Below are 22,606 nucleotides of genomic sequence, written 5' to 3' on the forward strand. Positions count from 1 at the left end.
ACCCGGTGAGCCTGACCTCCGATCTAACCCGCGCCCAGACCAAGGCGGCCACCCTGATCGAGGCGCTGCCGTGGCTGGCCCGCTTCTCCGGCTCCATCGTCGTGGTCAAGTACGGCGGCAACGCCATGGTCGACCCCGAGCTGCGGCGGGCCTTCGCCGCCGACATGGTGTTCCTGCGGTACGTCGGCCTCAAGCCGGTGGTGGTGCACGGTGGCGGCCCGCAGATCTCGGCGATGCTGGGCCGGCTCGGCATCGACAGCGAGTTCCGGGGCGGCCTGCGGGTCACCACCCCGGAGGCGATGGACGTCGTGCGGATGGTGCTCGTCGGCCAGGTCGGCCGGGAACTGGTCGGTCTGATCAACGCCCACGGTCCGCTCGCCGTCGGCCTCTCCGGGGAGGACGCCGGGCTGTTCACCGCCGTGCGGCGGCCCGCGTACGTCGACGGGCAGCCGGTCGACGTGGGGCAGGTCGGCGACGTGGAGTCGGTGGATGTCTCCGCGGTGACCGACCTGATCGCCGCCGGCCGCATCCCGGTGATCTCCACCGTCGCGCCGGACGTCGACGGGGTGCTGCACAACCTCAACGCCGACACCGCCGCCGCCGCGCTCGCGGTCGCCCTGGGGGCCCGCAAGCTGGTCGTGCTCACCGACGTGCCGGGGCTCTACGCCAACTGGCCCGACACGTCGAGCCTGGTCAGCGAGATCACGGCCGACGACCTGGCGAAGCTGCTGCCGACCCTGGAGTCGGGCATGGTGCCGAAGATGGAGGCCTGCCTGCGCGCGGTCCGCCAGGGAGTGCCCACCGCACACGTCGTCGACGGCCGCGTCGCCCACTCCACGCTGCTCGAGGTGTTCACCTCGGAAGGATTCGGAACGATGGTGATCCCCTCATGAGTATGCTCGTCGAACGCTGGCAGCAGTCCATGATGGACAACTACGGCACGCCGCCGCTGGCGTTGGTGTCCGGCTGCGGCGCCGTCGTGGTCGACGAGGCCGGTCGGGAGTACGTCGACCTGCTCGGCGGCATCGCGGTCAACGTTCTCGGCCACGCCCACCCGGCGGTGGTGGCCGCCGTGTCTAAGCAGGTCGCCACCCTCGGGCACGTCTCCAACCTGTACGTCGCCGAGCCGCCCGTGGCCCTGGCCGAGTTGCTGCTGGCCCTGGCCGGCCGGGCGGGCCGGGTCTTCCTCGCCAACTCCGGCGCGGAGGCCAACGAGGCAGCCTTCAAGCTGTCCCGGCGCACGGGCCGTACCCACGTCGTGGCCGCCGTCGGCGGCTTCCACGGCCGCACCATGGGTGCCCTCGCCCTGACCGGGCAGCCGGCCAAGGCCGACCCCTTCCGCCCGCTGCCCGGCGAGGTCACCCACGTCGCGTACGGCGATGTCGCGGCCCTGGCGGCGGCCGTCACCGACGCCACCGCCATGGTGATCCTGGAGCCGATCCAGGGGGAGAACGGCGTCGTCGTCCCGCCCGCCGGTTACCTGGCCGAGGCCCGGCGGATCACCGCCCGGCACGGCGCACTGCTGGTGCTCGACGAGGTGCAGACGGGTGTCGGCCGCACCGGGCACTGGTTCGCCCACCAGGCCGAGGGCGTCGAGCCGGACGTGGTGACCCTGGCCAAGGGCCTGGGCGGCGGGCTGCCCATCGGCGCCACCGTCGCCTTCGGTCGGGCCGCCGAACTGCTCGGCCCCGGCTCGCACGGCACCACCTTCGGCGGCAACCCGGTCAGTTGCGCCGCCGCCCTCGCGGTGGTGTCCACGATCGCCAGCGAAGGGCTGCTCGACCACGTCAAGCGGGTCGGCGAACGGCTGCGCCGGGGCATCGAGGCGCTCGACCATCCGCTGGTCGGCGAAGTGCGGGGTGCGGGCCTGCTGCTCGGGATCGTGCTGACCGCCCCGGTGTCGGCGGTGGCGGCCGGTGCGCTGCGTGAAGCCGGCTTCCTGGTCAACCCGGTGCAGCCGGACGTGCTGCGGCTCGCCCCACCGTTGATCCTCACCGCGGCCCAGGCCGACGCCTTCCTCGCCGCCCTTCCGACCGCCCTGACCGCGAGCAGCACGGAGGCCCCCGAATGATCCGGCACTTCCTGGCCGACGACGACCTGTCGCCCGCCGAGCAGGCCGCCGTCCTCGACCTCGCGGCGCGGATGAAGACCGACCGGTTCGCGTACCGCCCCCTCGACGGGCCGCGGTCGGTCGCCGTGCTGTTCGACAAGCACAGCCTGCGTACCCGGATCTCCTTCGACGTCGGCATCGCCGAACTCGGCGGCCATCCCCTCGTCGTGGACGCCCAGGCCACCCACTTCGGCCGGGGCGAGACGCTGGCCGACGCCGGCCGGGTGCTGTCCCGGTACGTCGCGGCGATCGTGCTGCGCACCCACGGCGACGACCGGATCGCCGAGGTCGCGCAGGGGGCCACCGTGCCCGTGGTCAACGCCCTCACCGACGGCTACCACCCCTGCCAGCTGCTGGCCGATCTGCTCACCGTCCGCGAGCGGTGCGGTGGGACGGCCGGACGGACCCTGGCGTACGTGGGCGACGCCGCCAACAACATGGCCCACTCGTACCTGCTGGCCGGCGCCACGGCCGGGATGCACGTGCGGGTCGCCGGGCCGGCGGACTTCCAGCCCGATCCCGACGTGGTGGCCCGGGCGGAGAAGATCGCCTCCGCTACGGGGGGCAGCGTCCGCGCCCTGGTCGACCCGGTCGAGGCGGTACGCGGCGCGGACGTCGTCGCCACCGACACCTGGACGTCGATGGGGCAGGAGGGCGACGGGCGGGACCGGATCACCCCGTTCCTGCCGTACCAGGTCAACGAGGCGCTGCTCGCCCACGCCGCGCCGACCGCGATCGTGTTGCACTGCCTGCCCGCGCACCGCGGTGAGGAGATCACCGACGAGGCGCTCGACGGCCCGTGCAGTGCGGTGTTCGACCAGGCGGAGAACCGGCTGCACGCCCAGAAGGCGTTGCTGACGTTCCTGCTGGAGGCCAGCATCCCCGACCCGGCGGCGTCGCCCGCCGCCACCAGGGAGACATCGTGACCACGCCGCTGACCCGTGCCGCCCGGCACGCCCGCATCGTCGAGCTGATCCGCGACCGGGCGATCCACTCGCAGACCGAGTTGGCCGACCTGCTCGCCAGCGACGGCATCCAGGCCACCCAGGCGACCCTGTCGCGCGACCTCAAGGAACTGGGCGCGGTCACCGCGCGCGGCGGCGACGGGCGGGGTGTCTACCTGATCCCGGAGGACGGTCACCGGCCGCTGCGCGATGCCGAGGCCGCCCCCGCGCGGCTGGTCCGGCTGCTGCACGAGCTGCTCAACGGGGTCGACTCCAGCGGCAACATCGCCGTCCTGCGCACCCCGCCGGGCGCGGCCCACTACCTGGCCAGCGCGGTGGACCGGGCGGGCCTGCCCGACGTCGTCGGCACCATCGCCGGCGACGACACCATCCTCGTCGTGGCCCGCGAGGCCGACGGCGGGGCCGCGCTCGGCGACAAGCTCGCCGGCTGGGCCCGCCGCGTCGACACCGTCGAAGGGAACACCGCACCATGACCGAGCGGGTCGTCCTGGCGTACTCCGGAGGTCTCGACACCTCCGTCGCCATCGCCTACCTTGCCGAACGCACCGGCGCCGAGGTGATCGCCGTGGCGGTCGACGTCGGCCAGGGCGGTGAGGACCTCGACGCCATCCGGCAGCGTGCCCTGGACTGCGGCGCGGTGGAGTCCGAGGTGGTCGACGCGCGCGACGAGTTCGCCGCCGACTACTGCCTGCCCGCGGTGCGGGCCAACGCCCTCTACATGGACCGCTACCCACTGGTGTCGGCGCTGTCCCGACCGCTGATCGTCAAGCACCTGGTGGCCGCGGCCCGCCGGCACGGCGGCACCATCGTGTCGCACGGTTGCACCGGCAAGGGCAACGACCAGGTGCGTTTCGAGGCCGGCCTCGGCGCGCTCGCCCCCGACCTGAGGATCGTCGCGCCGGCCCGGGACTTCGCCTGGACCCGGGACAAGGCGATCGCGTTCGCCGAGGAGAAGGGCCTGCCGATCGACGTGTCGGCGAAGTCGCCGTACTCGATCGACCAGAACCTGTGGGGCCGCGCGGTGGAGACGGGCTTCCTGGAGGACATCTGGAACGGCCCGGTCGAGGACCTGTACGCCTACACCCGCGACCCGGCGCAGGAGCGCGACGCCGACGAGGTCGTCATCACCTTCGACGGTGGCGACCCGGTCGCGATCGACGGTGAGACGGTGACCCCGTACCAGGCGATCCTGGAGCTGAACCGGCGGGCCGGTGCGCAGGGCGTGGGCCGGCTCGACATGGTCGAGGACCGCCTGGTCGGCATCAAGAGCCGCGAGGTGTACGAGGCGCCGGGCGCGATCGCGCTGATCACCGCCCACCAGGAGCTGGAAGCGGTGACGGTCGAGCGGGATCTCGCCCGCTTCAAGCGTGGTGTGGACCAGCGCTGGGGTGAACTGGTCTACGACGGCCTGTGGTTCTCGCCGCTGAAGGACAGCCTGGACGCGTTCATCGGCGACGCCCAGCGGCACGTCTGCGGCGAGGTGCGGCTGACCCTGCACGGCGGCCGGGCCACCGTGACGGGGCGGCGCTCCGAGGCCAGCCTGTACGACTTCGGCCTCGCCACCTACGACACCGGCGACACCTTCGACCAGTCGCTGGCCAGGGGATTCGTGCAGTTGTGGGGTCTGCCGAGCAGGATGGCCGCCGCGCGGGACGCCCGGCTGAACGGGACGTCGTCGTGACCTACAAAATGGGCAGCGTGGATGACAAGAGCCTGACCGAGAACAGCGCCGCCACCAACCGGACGAGCCTGTGGGGCGGCCGGTTCGCCGGTGGCCCCGCCGAGGCCCTCGCGAGGCTGTCGGTGAGCGTCCAGTTCGACTGGCGGCTGGCCCCGTACGACATCGCGGGCTCCCGGGCACACGCCCGGGTGCTCGCGGGCGCGGGCCTGCTCGACCCGGACGAACTGGGCCGGATCCTCGCCGCCCTCGACGACCTGGAGGCCGCCTGTGCCTCCGGCCAGTTCCGCCCGACGGTGGACGACGAGGACGTGCACACCGCCCTGGAACGGGGGCTGCTGGAACGCCTCGGCAGCCTCGGCGGCAAGCTGCGCGCCGGCCGGTCCCGTAACGACCAGGTCGCCACGGACCTGCGGCTCTACCTGCGCGACCACGCCCGGGGGGTGGCCGCCCGCTTGGTCGAGCTGGCCGAGGCGCTGGTGGAGCAGGCGGAGCGGCACGTGGCGACCCCCGCCCCGGGGATGACCCACCTGCAGCACGCCCAGCCGGTCACCTTCGGGCACTGGCTGCTCGCCCACGTGCAGCCGCTGCTGCGCGACCTGGAGCGGATGCGCGACTGGGACCACCGCACGGCCGTCAGCCCGCTGGGGGCGGGTGCCCTCGCCGGGTCGGGCCTGCCCCTTGACCCGGTGGCGGTGTCGAAGGAGCTGGGCTTCCGGACCTCCTTCGCCAACTCGATGGACGCCGTCGCCGACCGGGACTTCGTCGCCGAGTTCCTCTTCGTCACCGCGCTGGTCGGGGTGCACCTGTCCCGTCTCGGCGAGGAGGTGGTGCTGTGGACGTCGCAGGAGTTCGGCTGGGTGGAGCTGGACGACGCCTTCGCCACCGGCTCGTCGATCATGCCGCAGAAGAAGAACGCGGACATCGCCGAGCTGGCCCGGGGCAAGTCGGGTCGGCTCGTCGGGGGGCTGATGAGCGTGCTCACCATGCTCAAGGGCCTGCCGATGACCTACGACCGGGACATGCAGGAGGACAAGGAACCCGCCTTCGACGCGGTCGACACGCTGGAGCTGCTGCTGCCCGCGCTCGCCGGAATGATCTCCACGATGACGGTCCGGGTGGACCGGCTCGTCGCCGCCACGCCCGTCGGGTTCTCCCTGGCCACCGAGGTGGCCGACTGGCTGGTGCGCAAGGGCGTGCCGTTCCGCGAGGCGCACGAGATCACCGGGAAGCTGGTGGCGTTGTGCGTGGCCCGCGGCTGTGAGCTGGACGAGGTCGGCGACGGCGATCTCGCCGCGGTCAGCGAGCACCTCGACCCGGGCGTACGGGACGTGCTGTCGGTCCGCTCGGCGCTCGCCGCCCGGATCACGCCCGGCTCCACCGGCCCCGGCCCGGTGGCCGACCAGCTCGCCGCCGCCGCCGACCAGCTGGCCGGTTGGCGGGCGTGGGCCGCCGAGCGGGTGGTGCCCCGCTGAGGCCGACGGGTCGGCGCGACGGTACTCGCGCCGACCCGCACCTCCTTGTCGCCTTCCCACGGTGGCTGCTGCTCCAGGCTCACCTGGCGTCCCTGATGCGAGGCGGGCAGGTGCGGGGTGGCTGTCAACGTTTCGTTGATGCGCTGATCCGGCGTCCCACCCGGTCGACCACCATGGCGTAGGCGACGCCGACGGCGAGGGAGGCGGCCAGCGCCAGCAGCGGCACGTCCCGCAGGTGCGGGTACACCTGCCAGTGCGTCAGGTAGATGTACAGCGAGCTGCCCGCCAGCACCCCGGCGACCCGGTTGACGACGCCGAGGCTCGGCACGCTCGGCAGCCAGACCAGCAGGGCCAGACCGGCCACGACCAGCGCCTCGCGGGACGGCTGGCCGAAGAACCCCGGCACGGTCACCGCCGCCGCGACCGTGACCAGCAGCCGCTGCCGTACGCCGTCGGCGCGGGCGGCCGCCCAGCCGAGAGTGAACAACCAGCCGGCCACCAGTGCCGTCGGCAGATCGTGGCGGGCGTCGAGGCCGAACACGTCGTAGCGGCCGAGCAGGCCGAGGGCGGTCAGGCCCAGCGGCAGCGCGAACGGGTACCGGCGTTCGAGCCGGTCCACCCGACGCAGACCGAGCAGCGCCGTCAACCCCACCAGCAGGTAGACCACGGCCTCGATGAACCAGAAGTGCCACCCCGTGGCGGAGTCCGGCGGGCCGGCCAGACTGTGCAGCAGCAGCAGGGTGCTCGGGCCGTACTGGTCGCTGACCAGCATCACCGCGCCGATCCAGGCCACCGTCGGCAGCACGATGCGGGCCAGGCTCGCCCCGATCTGCCGCAGCCGGTCGATCCGGCCGGCGGGGGTGAGCTGGAACCGGGCGAAGTTGAACCCGGCGACGCCGAGCAGCAGGTGCGCGCCGCCGGTGACCGTGAACAGTGGGATGTGCGAGCCGACGATCAGCACGATCGCCGCGGCGCGCAGGGCGACGCTGGTCTCCAACGACCGTCGTCGCCGGGGACGGCCGGCGGCCCGGCGCAACTCCGCGATCGGCAGGGTGTGCCAGTTCGCGGGCAGGTGACCCAGCTCCCGTTCCAGCCGGACCGACATCTGCACGTACGACAGGGAATCCCCGCCCAGGTCCACGAAGCTCTGCCCGGCGGTGACGTCGTCGCGGTCGAGCACCTGCGCGTACAACCGGCACAGCTCGCCGACCGGATCCCGCCCGTCGCCGACCGGATCCCGCCCGTCGTCGACCGGGTCCCGCCCGGCGGCGGGCGCGGGCGTCGCGGCCAGGGCCCGCAGGGCCGGCAGGTCGGGCTTGCCGCTGGCCAGTCGGGGCAGCTCCGCCAGCGCCAGCACCCGCACGGCGTGCGGCGGCAGACCCACCTCGTCGGCTACCAGTCGACGGACGCGGCGCTCGTCCGGCGTGCCGACGACCGCCACCACCAGGTCGTCGTCGCCGCCCACGCAGGTGGCCGCCACCCCGTGCCGGTCCAGCAGCGCCTCCACGCGCTGCGGGTCGACGCGCAACCCCAGGATCTTGGCGAACCGGCTGCGCCGGCCGACGATCTCGTACAGGCCCTCGGGGGTACGGCGGGCCAGGTCGCCGGTGCGCAGCACGTCGACGGTACGCCCCAGGGCCAGGTCACCGGGACCCTCGGCGTAGCCCAGCATCACGTTCGGGCCCGTGTAGACCAGCTCGCCGACAGCCGGGTCGGGCTGGTCGGCCACCGGGGCCAGCTCGAACGCGCCGCCGGGCACCGGCACCCCGATCGCCGCCGGATGGTCTTCGGCCAGCTCCGGCGGCAGGTACGCCATCCGCGCGGTCGCCTCCGTCTGGCCGTACATGACGAACAGCCGCCAGCCGGCGCGCCGGCCCAGCTCGGCGAGGCGGCGTACCCGGTCAGGAGCCAACCGGCCCCCGGCCTGGGTCACGTAGCGCAGGTGCGGCAGGTCCATCCCGGCGAACCCGACCCGCTCCAGCAGCTCGAAGGTGTACGGCACGCCGGCCAGGGTGGTGCACCGCGCGTCCCGGAACAGCTCCCAGAAGCAGGCGTCGGCGACGGACAGGTCGGTGAGGACCAGCGTCGCGCCCCGGGCGAGGTGACTGTGCACCACCGACAGGCCGTAGCAGTAGTGCAGGGGCAGCGAGGTGATCGCCCGGTCCGTCGGCCGGATCCCCAGGTACCGCCCGATCGACTCGGCGTTGGCCTGCAGGTTGGTGTGCGAGAGCCGGACCAGCTTCGGCGAACCCGTGGAACCGGACGTGCTCAGCAGCAGCGCCAGGTCGGGGTGCAGGTCGTGAGCCGTGCCCGGACGGCGCTCGTCGACCGCCCACCCGCCGGCCGGGGCGAGGACGACGTCCGGGTCGTACGCCGCCACCAGGGCGGCCAGTGCGGCGTCGTGCCCGTCCGGCACCAGCAGCACGGGGTGCCCGCCGTGCACCGCACCCAGGTAGGCGACCAGGGACTCCACCGTGTTCGTGCCGACCACCAGCACGAGACGTCGCACGGTGCCGAGGCCGTCGGCTACGGCCGCCACCCGCTCGGCGAGCGCGGCGTAGCTGACGTCCCCGTGCCGGGTCACGACCGCCGGCCGGTCGCCGTGGTCGGCCAGGTCGCGCACGAAGGGGACCGCGCGCGGTGCTGTCCGCGCGGCCGGGAGCAGGGAGGACCGGGGTGCCACGGGCACCCACCCTAAGGTAAGGCAGCCCTAAGCGGCAGGTAGGGCGGGCGGGGTCACACCGGCCCGGGTTGCCGATCGGCGGCGGGACGGCTTTCCTGGTGCCGTGGACCACGCCTGGCTGCACGCCCCCGCCGCCCGTGTCGCCGGGACGGCGCGCACCCTGCTCGGCTGGGAGGTGACGTGCGGCGACGTCCGGGTCCGGCTGACGGAGGTCGAGGCGTACGCCGGCACGGGCGAGGATGCCGCCTCCCACGCGCACCGCGGGCCCACCCCGCGGACGCAGGTCATGTTCGGGCCGCCGGGGCACGCCTACACGTACTTCGTGTTCGGCATGCACTGGTGCCTGAACGTGGTCTGCGGAGCGGCGGGGGAGGCCGCCGCGGTGCTGCTGCGGGCCGGTGAGGTCGTCGCCGGACACGAGTCCGCCCGCGCCCGGCGCGGCGACGTTCCCGACCGCGACCTGGCGCGCGGGCCCGCCCGGCTGGTGGTCGCGCTCGGCGTGCCGGCGGCGGCGAACGGCACCTGCATGGTCGACGGTGGCGGGCCGCTGCTGCTGACCCCACCGACGCGCCCGGTGGTGCCGTCGGACGTCTCGGCCGGCCCGCGTGTCGGGGTGGCCGCCGCGCACGAGGTGCCGTGGCGCTTCTGGATCACCGGAGACCCGACGGTCAGTACCTACCGGCGGCACGTCCCCCGCCGCCGGCCACCGGCCACGACGTCGGCGGGATGACGGTCCGTGCCCCGAAGCGTCGGGCGGGCCCGCCCGTGACCACGTAGGGCCGGGCGGACCCACCCGTGACCCGCTGGGGGCCGACTCCCCAGCACGACCAGGCGGGCGGGCCCGACGACGTGCGCTCAGCCGGCGTGACCGTGCGGACGGGCGATCAGGACCGGGCAGTGCGCGTGCTGCACCAGCGTCTGCCCCACCGAGCCGAGCAGCAGGCCGGCGAACCCGCCCCGCCCCCGGGACCCGACCACCACCAGCGCGGCTTGTGCGCTCGCCTCCACCAGCGCCCGGTCGGGCCGGTCGGAGCGCAGCAGCCGTTCCTCGACCACCAGGCCCGCCCGGCTGCCCCGCGCCGCCGCGCCCGCGGTGGCCAGCAGCCCGGCCGGGTCGTCGGTGTCGTCGCCGTCACGGGCCACGTGCACCAGCACCAGGGTGGTCGCACGGCGGGCCGCCTCGTCGGCGGCGTACCCGACGGCCAACTCGGCGGACTCCGAGCCGTCCACGCCGGCCAGCACCGGGCCGTCGACCGGCACCGGCTGGTCGGTGGATCGGACCACCAGCACCGGGCAGTGCGCATGCGTGGCCACCTGGGTGCCCACCGAGCCCAGCAGGAGCCCCGCGAAGCCGCCCAGCCCCCGGCTGCCCAGCACCACCAGGTCGGCGCGCTGCGACTCCTCGACGAGCGTCGCACCCGGGCCGCCCGCCACCTGGCGCACCTCGACCGTCAGGTCCGGCCACCGCCCGGTCAGGTCCCCGGCGACCTGCTCCAGCATCTTCTGGGCGTCCTCGGACGGCGCCGGCAGCCCCACCTCGTACGGGTTGATCGGCACGCCGTGGCCCAGCGCGTGCAGGTAGCCGTGCACCAGGTGCAGCGGCCGGGACCGCCACCCGGCCACCTGCGCCGCCTGCTCCGCCGCCACCAGGCTCGGCGGGGAGCCGTCGACCCCCGCCACGATCGGATGCTCCATCAGATCACGCCCCCGTGGCCGGACGCGGCCGCACGATCGCCAGTGGGCAGTGCGCGTGGTGCAGCACGGCGTGGCTCACCGAGCCCAGCAGCAGGCCGCCCAGTGCACCGCGCCCGTGCGCCCCGACGACCACCAGCTGCGCCGACCGGGACTCCTCGACCAGGATCCGGGCGGCGGAACCGCGGACCAACCGCTGGTGCACCGTCACGTCGGGATAGCGCTCGGCCCAGCCGGCCAACGACTCGGCGAGGACCCGTTCCTCCTCCGCGCCGTAGGCGTCCAGGTCGTAGACCAGCGGCAGGATGTCTCCGGGGCCCACCGGGGTGGGGTACAGCCAGCCGTGCACCGCCACCAGTGCCGTGCCGCGGCGGGACGCCTCCTCGAAGGCGAACCCGATCGCCTCGGTGGACAGCTCCGAACCGTCCACGCCGACCACCACCGGCCCGTCCGCGCGGGACTCGCCCCGCACCACCAGCACCGGGCACTGCGCCCGGGCCGACACCTGCACGGTGACCGAGCCGATCAGCAACCCGGCGAAACCACCGAGGCCCCGGTTGCCGAGCACCATCAGCGCGGCGTCGCGGGCCTCGTCCAGCAGCACCGACACGGGGGCGCCGTCGACGACGGCACCGGTCACCGGAACCTCCGGGGCCACCTTCCCGGCCTCGGCGACGGCCTCTTCGAGCGCCTTCTCCGCCTGGTTGCGCAGGCCGCCGTCGGCCGGCGCGCCCGGCGCCGGGTCCAGCGGAACACCCATCAGCGGCCAGATGAACGCGTGCACCACCCGCAGCGGCCGGTGCCGGGCAGCCGCCGTCCGGGCGGCCGCCCGGACGGCGTCCAGCGCGACGGCGGAACCGTCCACACCCACCACGACGGGGGCGCCGGTGTTGAGGTTCATGATGTCCTCCTTCGTCTCCGCCTACAGCCTGCCTTACCGGGACTCCGCGCGGTCAGGTACGCCCGGCCCGCGCGGCGGGACCTTCGTCCCGGCCAGCGGTCGGCGGGCCAGCCGCAGCGCCAGCCCCGGCAGGGTGGCCACGGCGGCGCAGGCGAGCAGGTCGACGGCCCCCAGAGGGTCGGTGCCCAGCAGGTCCCGCAGCGGCGACACCAGCACGCCGGCCACCTGCAACAGCGCCGACACCGCCACCGCCAGCGGCAGGGCCAGGTTGCCACGGTGCTCACCCGCCTGCCGGGGTGCCCGCACAGCCAGGGCCACGCCCAGCTGCGCCAGGCCGAGGACCACGAACACCACCGACTGCCAAGGCCGGTCCCACCGGGCGGCCGCCACGCCCGCCCCCAGCACCACGGCGGCGATCAGCGTGCCGATGACCAGGACGTCGCGGCCGAGGCCCGCACCGAGCACCGACTCCTGCGGGGAACGGGGTTCGCGGCGCAGGGTGCCGGGCTCCGCCGGTTCCGCCCCGAGCGCCACGCCGGGCACGCCGTGGGTGAGCAGGTTGATCCAGAGGATCTGCGCCGGCAGCAGCGGCACGGGCAGCCCGAACAGCGGTCCGAGCAGCATGACCGCGATCTCGGCGACGCCACCGGCGAGGGCGTAGCGCAGGAACCGGCGGATGTTGTCGTAGATGCGCCGCCCCTCACCGATGGCGGTGGCCACCGTGGACAGGTCGTCGTCGACGAGCACCAGGTCGGCGGCCTGACGGGCCACCTCGGTGCCGCCTCCCATGGCCACGCCGATGTCGGCCCGACGCAACGCCGGGGCGTCGTTGACACCGTCGCCGGTCATCGCGACGACGTGCCCCCGGGACTGGAGACCGGCGATGATGTCGAGCTTCTGCTCCGGCTGTGTCCGGGCGAACACCCGGGCGTGCGGGTGCGCGTCGGCCGGGTCGCCGTCGTCGCCGCGTACCAGCGGGTCGCCCGCGCGCCACAGGCCGAGCTGTCCCCCGATGGCCGCGGCGGTGGCGGGGTGGTCGCCGGTGACCAGCACCAGCCGGACCCCGGCGGCGTCGAAGCTGCCGGCGATGTCGGCGGCACCGGCACGCAGCGGGTCACCGACGGCCACCAGCCCCGCCGGGCGCAGCCCGGTCGGCCGGGCCGGGTCGGCGGGCGGGCCGTCCACCAGCGCCGTCGCCACCGCGAGCACCCGCAGCCCCTCCCCGGCGAGCCGGTGGGCGGTGGCGGTCAGCTCGGCGAGTTCCTCCGGCGACGCGTCCACCAGCGGCGCGGCGAGCACGTTCTCCGGTGCGCCCTTGCACACCACCAGGTACCGGCCGCAGGACCGGTGCACCGTGGTCATCCGCCGCAGGTCCTGGTCGAAGGGGTGCTCGGCCACCCGCGGCCACGCCGCCCGGGTCTGCTGCGGGTCCAGCCCGCACCGGGCGGCGAACGTCACCAGCGCCGCCTCCAGCGGGTCGCCGACCGCCGTCCACTCCGGCCGTTCGTCGTCCGGCGGGGCGAGGGTGGCGTCGTTGCACAGCAGCCCGGCCCGCGCCAGGTGGCGCAGCTCGTCCGGTACGGCCACCGCCCGGCCCTGCCGGTGCACCTCACCGTGCGGGGCGTAGCCGGTGCCGGTGACCCCGTACCGGTCGCCGACGGCGGTGACGGCGTGCTGCACCGCCATCCGCCCCTCGGTGAGGGTGCCGGTCTTGTCGGAGGCGATCACGGTGACCGAGCCGAGCGTCTCCACGGCGTGCAGCCGGCGGGGGATGGCGCGGGAGCCGGCCATCCGCCGGGCGCCCAACGCCAGGGCGAGGGTGACCACCGCCGGCAGTGACTCCGGCACCGCCGCCACCACCAGGCTGACCGCGGTGACCGCCATGTCCACCACGGGTCGCCCGCCGACCACTCCGACGACGAACACCAGGCCGGACAGAGCCACGGCGGCCAGCCCGAGGAGCCGGCCCAGCGCCGCGAGGCGGCGTTGCAGCGGGGTCGCCGCGGGGCGGGTGGCCGCGACCAGCGCGCTGATCCGGCCCAGCGCGCTGGCGGCGCCGGTGCGCACCACCGTGCCGGTGGCCCGGCCGGTGGTGACCACTGTGCCGGCGCTGGCCTCCTCGTCGGCTCCCCGGCCGACCGGCACCGACTCGCCGGTCAGCGCGGACTCGTCCAGGTGCAGCCGGCTGGCCTCCGTCAACCGCAGGTCGGCGGGGACCACGTCGCCCGCCTCCACCCGCACCAGGTCGCCCCGGACCAGCTCGGCGGCGGGCAGCACCACGTCCTGGCCGTCGCGGACCACCCGCGCGGTGGGCGCGGCGAGCTGGTCCAGCGCGGCGATCGCCCGGTCGGCGCGGACCTCCTGCACCACCCCGATCGCCGTGTTCACCAGCACGACCAGCACGATCACCGCCGTGTCCGGGTAGTCCCGCAGCGCGGTGGTGACCACGGCGGCGGCCAGCAGCAGCGCGACCAGGGGGTCGGTGAGCTGACGCAGGACCCGGGTGGCCAGATGTCGGCGCGGCGGCGGGGCCGCCGCGTTGGGGCCGTCGGTACGCAGCCGTGCGGCGGCCTCCGCCGAGCTGAGCCCGGCCCGGCCCGCCGCCCTGGTCACGGTGTCAGTGCCCACCGGTACGCCTCCGTTCCGCGCGCGTCGTCGCCACCGTCCGCCGCGCCGGCACACCCCGACGGCGTGCCACCCGTTCCACCCTGACCCACCCGCCGGGGTGGGGGCAGGGGCGATGCGCCCGCGCGACCCGGGACCATCGGCCCTGCCGACCGCACACCGGCGGCCGGTCCACCGTGGACGGCCGGCGCCGCCCCGGTGGGGTTCAGGATCGCGGTCATCGCGGGTGACCTCCTAACGTGAGTCGGACACGGCGTCGGTCGTCGTGACGGCGGCCCGGCCGGCGGCCAGCCGGGCGACCGGCACCCGGTACGGGGAGCAGGAGACGTAGTCGAGCCCGGCGTCGGCGAAGAACGCCACCGACTCCGGGTCACCGCCGTGTTCCCCGCACACCCCGGTCGTCAGGTCGGGCCGCACGGCCCGGCCCTCGGCCACGGCCAGCCGTACCAACCGGCCCACCCCGGTCGTGTCGAGGGTCTCGAACGGCGACGCCTCGAACACGCCGCGCTCCAGGTAGTTGCCGAAGAACGAACCCTCCACGTCGTCGCGGGAGAACGCCCAGGTGGCCTGGGTCAGGTCGTTCGTGCCGAAGGAGAAGAACCCGGCCTGCCGGGCGATCGCGCCGGCGGTCAGCGCGGCCCGTGGCGTCTCCACCATCGTGCCGACCGGAATGGCCGGCGCACCCGGCACGGTGGCCAGCACGGCCTCCGCCTCGGCCCGCACGGCGGCCAGCTCCCGCGCCTCGGCGACGAGCGGCACCATGATCTCCGGACGCGGGTCACCGCCGTCCGCCACCCGCTGCGCCGCCGCCTCGGCGACGGCCCGCACCTGCATGGCGAACAGGCCCGGCACCACCAGGCCGAGCCGCACCCCACGCAGGCCCAGCATCGGGTTGGTCTCGTGCATCCGCCGTACGGCGGTCAGCAGCGCCGCGTCGCGGCCCGGGTCCTCCCCGAGCGCCTCGGCGCGGGCCACCCGCGCGGTCAGCTCGTGCAGCGGGGGCAGGAACTCGTGCAGCGGCGGGTCGAGCAGCCGGATCGTCACCGGCAGCCCGTCCATCGCGGCGAGGATGCCCACGAAGTCCGCCCGCTGCAACGGCAGCAGCGCGTCGAGGGCGGCGGCCAGCTCGGCCGGATCGTCGGCGAGGATCAGCCGTTCCACCAGTTCCCGGCGTTCACCGAGGAACATGTGCTCGGTGCGGCACAGCCCGACGCCGGCCGCCCCGAACGCCCGCGCGCGGGCGGCGTCCTGCGGCGTGTCGGCGTTCGCGCGGACGCCGAGGCGACGCACCGCGTCGGCGTGACGCAGCAGCCGGTCCACGGCCGTGACCAGCCGGTCGGACTCCGGTGCCAGCTCGCCGGCCAGGTAGCGGGCCACGGGGGAGGGCCGCACCGGCACCTCGCCCGCGTACACCCGGCCGGTGGTGCCGTCGATGGAGATCACCTCACCGGCCCGCACCACCCGGTCGCCGACGGTGACCTCACCGCGCTCGGCGTCCACGTGCAGTTCCTCGGCGCCGCAGACGCAGGTGCGCCCCATTCCCCGGGCCACCACCGCGGCGTGCGAGGTCTTGCCGCCACGCGCGGTGAGCACCCCCCGCGCGGCGATCATGCCGGGCAGGTCGTCGGGGTTGGTCTCCCGGCGGACCAGGATCACCGGGCCGTCGGCCGCCACCGCCGCGGCGGAGTCGAACACCACCCGGCCGACGGCCGCGCCGGGCGAGGCGGCGACGCCGGTGGTCAGCGGTTCGGGCGCGGCCGAGGTGTCGAAGGCGGGGAACATCAGCTGGGCCAGTTGCGCCCCGGTGACCCGGGTCAGCGCCTCGTCCAGGGTGATCATGCCCTCGTCGACCAGCTGCGCGGCGATCACGAACGCCGCCGCCGGGGTGCGCTTGCCGACCCTGGTCTGCAACATCCACAACCGGCCGCGTTCGATGGTGAACTCCACGTCGCACAGGTCCCGGTAGTGCCGCTCCAGCGTCGTCATGATCTCCGTCAGCCGGTGGTGGCTGGCCGGGTCGATGCGGGCCAGGTCGGTCAGCGCGACGGTGTTGCGGACGCCGGCCACCACGTCCTCGCCCTGCGCGTCGGGCAGGTAGTCGCCGTACACGCCCGGCGCCCCCGTGGCGGGGTCGCGGGTGAACGCCACCCCGGTGCCGGAGTCGGAGCCCAGGTTGCCGAACACCATCGCCATCACGTTGACGGCCGTGCCCAGGTCGTCGGAGATGTGCTCGCGCCGCCGGTAGAGCACCGCCCGCTGGGCGTTCCACGACTCGAAGACCGCCCGGATCGCCAGGTAGAGCTGCTCGTGCGGGGCCTGCGGGAACTCGTGGCCCACCTGCGCGGCGAACACCTTCTTGTACGTCTCGACCAGGTCGCGCAACTGCTCCGCCGTCGGCCCGGCCGACCCCGCCGTGGCCCGCAACGCCTCCAGTTCCCGGTCGAACTCCTCGGCGGGCACGCCGTGCACGGTACGGCCGAACATCTGGATCAACCGCCGGTACGAGTCCCAGGCGAACCGGTCGTCGCCGCTGTGCCGCGCGATCGCCTCGACGGTGACGTCGTTGAGACCGATGTCGAGGATGGTCTCCATCATGCCGGGCATGGAGAACCGGCCACCGGAGCGTACGGCCAGCAGGAGCGGGTCGTGCGGGTCGCCGAGGTACCGGTCCAGCCGTACCTCGATCTCCCGAAGGTGGGCGTTCACCTCCTCGAACAGCCCGGCCGGCACCTCCCCGTCGGCCAGGTAGGCCCGGCAGGCGTCGGTGCTGACGGTGAAACCGGGCGGCACCGGCAGTCCGAGCCGGGTCATCTCGGCCAGGTTGGCGCCCTTGCCGCCGAGCAGGTCGGCGCGGGTCCGGTCGCCCTCGATGAAGTCGTACACGTACGTGGCCATGGTCTCGGCCTCCTCTTCGTGTCGTCCCACCTCTTGGTAGCAACGCGGGCCCCTGCGACGGCAGGGCCGTACGCCACCGGCGCAGGGCCGGAGGTCCCGTTCCGGTGGCGTAGGGTCGGTGGGGTGACCGGCGACCTGCGGCTGCGTCCCGTGGTCGAGGACGACCTGGTGGAGTTCTTCGCCCACCAGGTCGACCCGGAGGCCAACCGGATGGCCGCGTTCACCACGCCCGATCCGGCCGATCCGCGGGCCTTCGCCACCCACTGGGTGCGCCTGCTCACCGATCCGGCGATCGTCGCCCGCACGGTGACCGTCGACGGTGTGGTGGTCGGACACGTGCTGGCCTTCCCGGTGGGCACGTCGACGGAGGTGAGCTACTGGATCGATCGGCGGCACTGGGGTCGCGGCCACGCCACCCGGGCGCTGTCCGCGCTGCTGCGGGAGGTCACCCGCCGGCCGCTGCGCGCCCGGACCGCCGTCGACAACCACGCCTCGCTGGCCGTCCTGCGCCGGTGCGGGTTCGTCGTGACCGGCACCGACCGGGCGTACGCGCCCGCACGCGGCCACGACGTCGACGAGTACGTGCTGGAACTGACCGGGTGACCGCCCGGGTGGGCGACTCCGGCGGACCTTGCCCGGTGCCCGCCCGCCGATCGGTCTGACCTGGGCGAGCACTAACCTCGCGGGGATGAACTGGCTGGAACTCGTCGGCTGGGCCGGCTCCGCGCTGCTGGTCTGGTCCCTGCTGCAGACGCGCATCCTGCGGCTGCGTGCCCTGAACCTGCTCGGCTCGGTGATCCTGGTCGGCTACAACGCCGCCGTGCAGGTGTGGCCCATGGTCGGGCTGAACGTGGTGCTCGCCGTGATCAACGTCTGGTACCTGCGCGGGATGTTGGCCACCCGGCACGACGAGACGACCTACCAGGTGGTGCGGGTGGGCACCGACGACGAGTTCCTGGCGCACACCCTGCGCCTGCACGCCGCCGACATCGCCCGGTTCAACCCCGGGTTCCGCCCGCTGGCCGCCCCGGTCGGGCGCACCGCGTTCCTCGTGGTCCGGGAAGACGAGGTGGTCGGGGTGGTGCTGGTGCGCGACGTCGGCGACGGGGTCGCCCAGATCGACCTGGACTACGTCACCCGACGCTTCCGGGACTTCACTCCGGGTGAGTTCGTCTACCGGCGCAGCAGCCTGTTCGCCGACCTGGGCTTCCGACGGGTGCTCAGCCCGCCCGGAATGGTCGCCCCCTACTACCACCGGGTCGGGTTCCGTCGCGACGGCGACTCGTACGCCCTCGACATCCCGGCCGACGGCGGCGGCGACCGCCCGGGAGACGTCTCCGAACGATGATTCGGCGGTGGCGGCACGGGGCATAGGGTCCGGCACGCCGCCGCAACCGCCGGCGGTGCCGCCGTCCAGCCGAGGGAGTCCCGGGCGTGCAGAGCTACTGGAGCCAACTGGCCCTGGTCGGAGTCCTGGTCGTCCTCAACGCGCTGTTCGCCGGCAGCGAGATGGCGCTGGTGTCGCTGCGCGACAGCCAGATCCAGCGGCTGGAACGCACCAGCCGGGCCGGTCGGGTGCTGGCCCGCCTCGCCAAGGACCCGAACCGCTACCTGGCCACCATCCAGATCGGCATCACCCTGGCCGGATTCCTGGCCTCCGCCGCCGCGGCGGTGTCGCTGGCCCGGCCCCTGGTGCCCCTGCTGGGCGTGTTCGGCGGCGCCGCCGGCCCGGTGGCCGTCGTCCTGGTCACCCTGGTGCTGACCTTCGTCACCCTCGTCTTCGGGGAGCTGGCTCCCAAGCGCATCGCGATGCAGATCCCGGAGCGGTGGGCGCTGCTCGTCGCCCGGCCGCTGGATCTGCTCGCCAGCCTCACCCGGCCGGCGGTGTGGACGCTGGGCGCCACCAGCGACGTGGTGGTTCGCCTGGTCGGCCTGGACCCGACGCCGGAACGTGACGAGATCAGCCCCGACGAGCTGCGCGACATCGTGGCCGGCAACCACGGCTTCACCAAGGAACAGCAGACCATCATCGCCGGTGCCGTGGAGATCACCGACCGGAAGCTGCGGGCGGTGCTCGTACCCCGACTTCAGGTCTTCTGCCTGGACACCGGCACCACCGCGGAGGCCGCCCGGCTGGTGCTCGCCGCGTCGGGGCACTCCCGGGCCCCGGTGGTGCGCCACGGCGGCCTGGACGACGCGGTCGGCGTGATCCACCTGCGTGACCTGGTCGGCGTCCCCGGCGACCGGCCGATCGACGAGTGCGCCCGGCCACCCATGCTGTTGCCGGACTCGCTGCCGGTGGTCGACGCCCTGCGCCAGTTCAAGGCCGAGCGCCAGCACATCGCGTTGGTGGTGGACGAGCGCGGCGCGGTCGACGGCATCGTCACCCTGGAGGACATCCTCGAGGAGATCGTCGGCGAGATCTACGACGAGACCGACCGGGACGTGCGTGCCGTGCGCACCGAGGCGGACGGGGCGCTGCTGCTTCCGGGTACCTTCCCCCTGCACGACCTGGTCGACGTCGGCGTCGAGCTGCCCGGCCGCCCCGAGGGTGACTACACCACGATCGCCGGGCTGGTGCTGGCCTGCCTCGGGCACATTCCCACGGCGGCGGGGGAGAGCGTCACCGTCGACGGCTGGACGCTGGAGGTCGCCCGGATCGACCACCGGGCGATCTCCGCCGTACGGGCCCGCCGCCGGTCCGCCGCCGGGAAGCCGGCCGAGGAGCAGTCTGAGGAGTCGTCCGAGGACCCGGCCGAGGATCAGTCCGGGAAGTCGGTCGAGGATCGGGCCGGGAAGCCGGCCGGGACGTCGGTCGGAGAACCGGCGTCCGGTGTCGGATCCGACGCCGCATCCGCCACCGAGCCCGCCCTGGACAAGGCCCGCGGCTGAACCCGCACCCCCGCGTCACCGTCCTCGGCGGGCCGGGCCGGCGCCCAGGCCCGGCACCGGCGGATCGAGGCGCACCTGGTGCAGCGGAACCTGCACGGTGCTGCGGCCGAGCAGCCGTGCCACGGCGCGGATCATCCACGGACCGGACGGGTGCCGTTCCGGCCCGATCAACCGGCCGCTGAGCCGGCCGTACCAGTGGCCGGTGACGATCAGGTCGGTCAGCCGCAGCCGACCGTCCGGCGGGCCGCCGCGCACCACCAGGTCGACGACCGTGCCCAACCGCCGACCCCGCAGGTCGTACGCGGTGCGCCCCAACACCTCACCCGCCCGCACGGCCGGCCCCCGGGATCCGGTCGACCAGGTTGCGGCGCAGCCACTCCTCCACCGGGCTGGGCGGCAGCTCGTCCAACCGCACCCGGAGCCACACCGCGCTGTCGACCCGGTCGACCAGCCGGTACGGGATCCGCAACGGTGCCACCGGCCGGTCCGTGACGAACCGCTCGGCGGTCAGCACCAGCATCCGGCCGATCCGTCCGCCGACCCGCGCGCCGAGCACGCCGGGCCCGCTGAGCAGCGCGCTCACGTAGGGCGTGCTGTCGGCGCCGAACGCGAACTCGACGTCGTCGACCTTGCCGACCAGCCGGCCGCCGGAGTCGACGAGCTGCCGGTCGAGCAGCCGCCGGCTCACCTGGAGTCTCACTGCCCCATCCTCGTCCCCACGGCCAGCGGGACGGCCGCGATCGACGTGGCGAGCACCACCAGCAGGAACAGCGTCGCGAGTACGTTCAGCCAGCGTCCGTTGACCCGGTCGCCCAGGTAGGTGCGGTCGTTGGCCACCACCAGGATCGGCAGGTACGTCAGCGGCAGCGCCACCGCGCTGACGATCAGCATGTACTCGGTGAGCGTCACCGGATCGACGGTGGTCAGCAGGACCACGACCCCCAGCAGGACGCTGACCAGCAGGACGGTGTGGAAGCGGGCCGCCTCCCGGGGGCTGACCCGCTTGCCCCACTGCCAACCGAAGTACTGCGCGGCGGCGTACGCGGCGGACAGCCCGGTCTCCAGCGCGGCACCGAAGGTGACCGCGAAGAACGCCAGCGCGGCGACCGCCAGGCCCACCGCCCCGAAGGCGAGCACCACCGGCTGCGCCAGCTGCTCCAGCCCGTCCGGGGACGCCCCCACCGGGTGCAGCACCACCGCGGCGGTGGCGATCAACGCGAGGGCGAGCAGACCGCCGACCGGGAACCCGACCAGCACGCTGAACCGGGCGCCGGCGAGGTCGGCGGCGCTCCACCGTTCCTCCACCGCGCCCGAGGAGAAGAAGAACACCTCGTAGGGACTGACCGTCGAGGCGAACAGGGCCACCGCCACGAACCAGTACGCCCCCCAGCCCTGCCCGGCCTCGCCCGGGTGCACCATCCCGCGCCCGAGCGCCGCCCAGTCGGTGGGCAGCCACCACAGCGCCACCGCGAAGACCACCAGCGCGAGCCCGGCCAGCCCGAACACCCGCTCCATGAGCTGGAAGCGCATCCGCCACAGCACCAGCCACACGGCCACCCCGGCCACCGGCACCCAGACGAGGTACGGCACCCGCGTGGCCAACCGGAGCGCCAGCGCCACGCCGCCCAGTTCGGCGGCGAGGGTGAGCACCGTGACCAGGTACGACGCCACGAGGTTGAGCAACGCGATCCGGGCGCCGAGGCGCTCCCGGACCAGGTCGAACACCGCCCGGCCGGTCACCGCCGCGACCCGTCCGGCCATCTCCGCGTACGCGCAGATCCCGACCACGCCGAGCAGCAGCACCCAGGCGTGGGCCATCCCGAAGCGGGCACCGGCCTGGCCCGCCGCCACCAGGTCGCCGACGTCGACGAAGCCGCCGACTGCCGAGAGGATGCCGAGGGACGCGGCGAGGAGCTTCCTCATCTCGGCGTCGGTGCGGGCAGCGTCATCGACGCGACGATAACCGCGCTGAACGGTCCTTCGACCGCAAACCGGTCATCATGTGCCGGATGCGTCCAGCGCAGCCACCGTCCGGGGTGATGGTGACCCCGCGGCCCGACGACCGGCCGATGCGGATGGCTGGGCGGTCGGCCGGTTCAGCCCGCCGACTGGAGGTTCTGCAGGCGGACCTGGCCCCGAGCCACCAGCCGGGACTCCGCGTCGGTGATCTCCACCTGCCAGAGCTGCTGGCTGCGTCCCCGGTGCACGGGGGTGCCCACAGCGGTCAGCTCGCCGTCGCGGACCGCCCGCAGGAAGTCCGTCTGGTTCGACACGCCGACGACGTGGCCGCGGTCACCCAGCCAGAGGGCGCCGCCCACGCTGGCCGCCGTCTCCACCACCGAGCAGTACACCCCGCCGTGCTGGATGCCGTACGGCTGGTGCAGCTCCGGTCGGACCCGCCAGCGGATCACCACCCGGTCGGTGCCCACCTCGGTGAACTCCAGCCCGAGCAGGGCGACGAAGCCACCCGGCATCTCCGGCACCCGCGTGCCCGCATCCTCGATCATGGTCTGCCAGCCTAGCCGCAGCGCCGGGACGGCAAACCCGGTACGGCAGGTCGGGAGCGATGGGGGAGAATCGGTGACCGTGACCGACACCAACCCTCCGCCGTCCGGGCGGGACTCCCTGACCGATGACCTGCGGTGGCGGGGCCTGATCCAGGACTCCACCGGCCCCGACGAGCTGCGCGC

The 22,606-nt window shown here is 74.4% G+C and carries 20 protein-coding genes (1 of these 20 running past the window's edge); 11 read left to right on the top strand and 9 right to left on the bottom strand.

The window, feature by feature from the left end; genetic code table 11:
- The first annotated feature begins 5 nt into the window (after positions 1 to 5).
- Genes argB through argH form a run of 6 tightly spaced genes read left to right on the top strand, consistent with a single transcriptional unit; the run spans position 6 to position 6,228 of the window.
- Entirely contained in the window at positions 6 to 893 is an 888-nt protein-coding gene (argB, locus tag GA0070616_RS23760) for an acetylglutamate kinase (RefSeq protein ID WP_091087530.1), read from the top strand.
- Positions 890 to 2,071 carry an acetylornithine transaminase gene (locus tag GA0070616_RS23765; protein WP_091087533.1) on the top strand — a complete coding sequence of 394 codons (1,182 nt, stop codon included), beginning with the start codon at positions 890 to 892 and terminating at the stop codon, positions 2,069 to 2,071. Before argB ends, GA0070616_RS23765 begins: the two co-directional genes overlap by 4 nt.
- Complete coding sequence (gene argF, locus GA0070616_RS23770; protein WP_091087536.1) at positions 2,068 to 3,036, top strand: ornithine carbamoyltransferase; 969 nt, start codon at positions 2,068 to 2,070, stop codon at positions 3,034 to 3,036. Before GA0070616_RS23765 ends, argF begins: the two co-directional genes overlap by 4 nt.
- Positions 3,033 to 3,548 carry an arginine repressor gene (locus tag GA0070616_RS23775; RefSeq protein WP_091087540.1) on the top strand — a complete coding sequence of 172 codons (516 nt, stop codon included), beginning with the start codon at positions 3,033 to 3,035 and terminating at the stop codon, positions 3,546 to 3,548. The genes argF and GA0070616_RS23775 overlap by 4 nt, the downstream gene beginning before the upstream one ends.
- Positions 3,545 to 4,756, top strand: coding sequence for an argininosuccinate synthase (locus GA0070616_RS23780; protein ID WP_091087544.1), 1,212 nt, complete (start codon positions 3,545 to 3,547; stop codon positions 4,754 to 4,756). Before GA0070616_RS23775 ends, GA0070616_RS23780 begins: the two co-directional genes overlap by 4 nt.
- Before the next feature lie 8 nt (positions 4,757 to 4,764).
- Entirely contained in the window at positions 4,765 to 6,228 is a 1,464-nt protein-coding gene (gene argH / locus GA0070616_RS23785; protein WP_091087548.1) for an argininosuccinate lyase, read from the top strand.
- Positions 6,229 to 6,352: 124 nt separating this feature from the next.
- On the opposite strand, the gene GA0070616_RS23790 is transcribed toward argH, so the two are convergent.
- A complete protein-coding gene (locus tag GA0070616_RS23790) occupies positions 6,353 to 8,911 on the bottom strand; it encodes an AMP-binding protein (RefSeq protein WP_425413009.1) in 2,559 nt (852 codons plus the stop codon).
- A 103-nt stretch (positions 8,912 to 9,014) separates the two neighbouring features.
- Between GA0070616_RS23790 and GA0070616_RS23795 the strand changes: the two genes are divergently transcribed.
- Positions 9,015 to 9,641, top strand: coding sequence for a DNA-3-methyladenine glycosylase (locus GA0070616_RS23795; protein ID WP_091087551.1), 627 nt, complete (start codon positions 9,015 to 9,017; stop codon positions 9,639 to 9,641).
- A gap of 125 nt (positions 9,642 to 9,766) precedes the next feature.
- Here GA0070616_RS23795 and GA0070616_RS23800 read toward each other — a convergent pair whose 3' ends face one another.
- From GA0070616_RS23800 to ppdK, 4 genes are all read right to left on the bottom strand, one after another.
- Positions 9,767 to 10,606, bottom strand: a complete 840-nt coding sequence (locus tag GA0070616_RS23800) for a universal stress protein (protein WP_091087555.1) — start codon at positions 10,604 to 10,606, stop codon at positions 9,767 to 9,769.
- Between the two features lie 4 nt (positions 10,607 to 10,610).
- Positions 10,611 to 11,504, bottom strand: coding sequence for a universal stress protein (locus tag GA0070616_RS23805; protein ID WP_091087558.1), 894 nt, complete (start codon positions 11,502 to 11,504; stop codon positions 10,611 to 10,613).
- A 33-nt stretch (positions 11,505 to 11,537) separates the two neighbouring features.
- A complete protein-coding gene (locus tag GA0070616_RS23810) occupies positions 11,538 to 14,132 on the bottom strand; it encodes a cation-translocating P-type ATPase (RefSeq protein WP_175440189.1) in 2,595 nt (864 codons plus the stop codon).
- 231 nt (positions 14,133 to 14,363) lie between these two features.
- Positions 14,364 to 17,024 (bottom strand): pyruvate, phosphate dikinase, encoded by a 2,661-nt coding sequence (gene ppdK / locus GA0070616_RS23815; RefSeq protein ID WP_091087564.1) that lies wholly within the window; start codon positions 17,022 to 17,024, stop codon positions 14,364 to 14,366.
- Between the two features lie 123 nt (positions 17,025 to 17,147).
- Here ppdK and GA0070616_RS23820 point away from each other — a divergent pair, with 123 nt between their 5' ends.
- From GA0070616_RS23820 to GA0070616_RS23830, 3 genes are all read left to right on the top strand, one after another.
- A complete protein-coding gene (locus GA0070616_RS23820) occupies positions 17,148 to 17,627 on the top strand; it encodes a GNAT family N-acetyltransferase (protein ID WP_091087566.1) in 480 nt (159 codons plus the stop codon).
- 85 nt (positions 17,628 to 17,712) lie between these two features.
- The gene (locus tag GA0070616_RS23825; RefSeq protein ID WP_091087570.1) at positions 17,713 to 18,372 is read left to right on the top strand and encodes a hypothetical protein; all 660 of its coding nucleotides are present in this window, start codon (positions 17,713 to 17,715) and stop codon (positions 18,370 to 18,372) included.
- An 86-nt stretch (positions 18,373 to 18,458) separates the two neighbouring features.
- Positions 18,459 to 19,916, top strand: a complete 1,458-nt coding sequence (locus tag GA0070616_RS23830) for a hemolysin family protein (protein WP_091087573.1) — start codon at positions 18,459 to 18,461, stop codon at positions 19,914 to 19,916.
- 15 nt (positions 19,917 to 19,931) lie between these two features.
- Here the strand turns inward: GA0070616_RS23830 and GA0070616_RS23835 are convergent, their stop codons facing one another.
- From GA0070616_RS23835 to GA0070616_RS23850, 4 genes are all read right to left on the bottom strand, one after another.
- Positions 19,932 to 20,249 carry a hypothetical protein gene (locus GA0070616_RS23835; protein WP_091087577.1) on the bottom strand — a complete coding sequence of 106 codons (318 nt, stop codon included), beginning with the start codon at positions 20,247 to 20,249 and terminating at the stop codon, positions 19,932 to 19,934.
- Positions 20,236 to 20,616, bottom strand: coding sequence for a hypothetical protein (locus GA0070616_RS23840; protein ID WP_091087581.1), 381 nt, complete (start codon positions 20,614 to 20,616; stop codon positions 20,236 to 20,238). Before GA0070616_RS23840 ends, GA0070616_RS23835 begins: the two co-directional genes overlap by 14 nt.
- Complete coding sequence (locus GA0070616_RS23845) at positions 20,613 to 21,839, bottom strand: NRAMP family divalent metal transporter (RefSeq protein WP_091087584.1); 1,227 nt, start codon at positions 21,837 to 21,839, stop codon at positions 20,613 to 20,615. Before GA0070616_RS23845 ends, GA0070616_RS23840 begins: the two co-directional genes overlap by 4 nt.
- A 173-nt stretch (positions 21,840 to 22,012) precedes the next feature.
- Positions 22,013 to 22,423 carry a PaaI family thioesterase gene (locus tag GA0070616_RS23850; RefSeq protein WP_091087587.1) on the bottom strand — a complete coding sequence of 137 codons (411 nt, stop codon included), beginning with the start codon at positions 22,421 to 22,423 and terminating at the stop codon, positions 22,013 to 22,015.
- 79 nt (positions 22,424 to 22,502) lie between these two features.
- Here GA0070616_RS23850 and tyrS point away from each other — a divergent pair, with 79 nt between their 5' ends.
- Positions 22,503 to 22,606: the start of a tyrosine--tRNA ligase gene (tyrS, locus tag GA0070616_RS23855; RefSeq protein WP_091091486.1), read on the top strand. It continues 1,183 nt past the right edge of the window; the window shows 104 of its 1,287 coding nt (coding positions 1-104); the start codon lies at positions 22,503 to 22,505; its stop codon lies off the right edge, out of view.

It is taken from the genome of Micromonospora nigra (assembly GCF_900091585.1).
Taxonomy (GTDB): Bacteria; Actinomycetota; Actinomycetes; order Mycobacteriales; family Micromonosporaceae; genus Micromonospora; species Micromonospora nigra.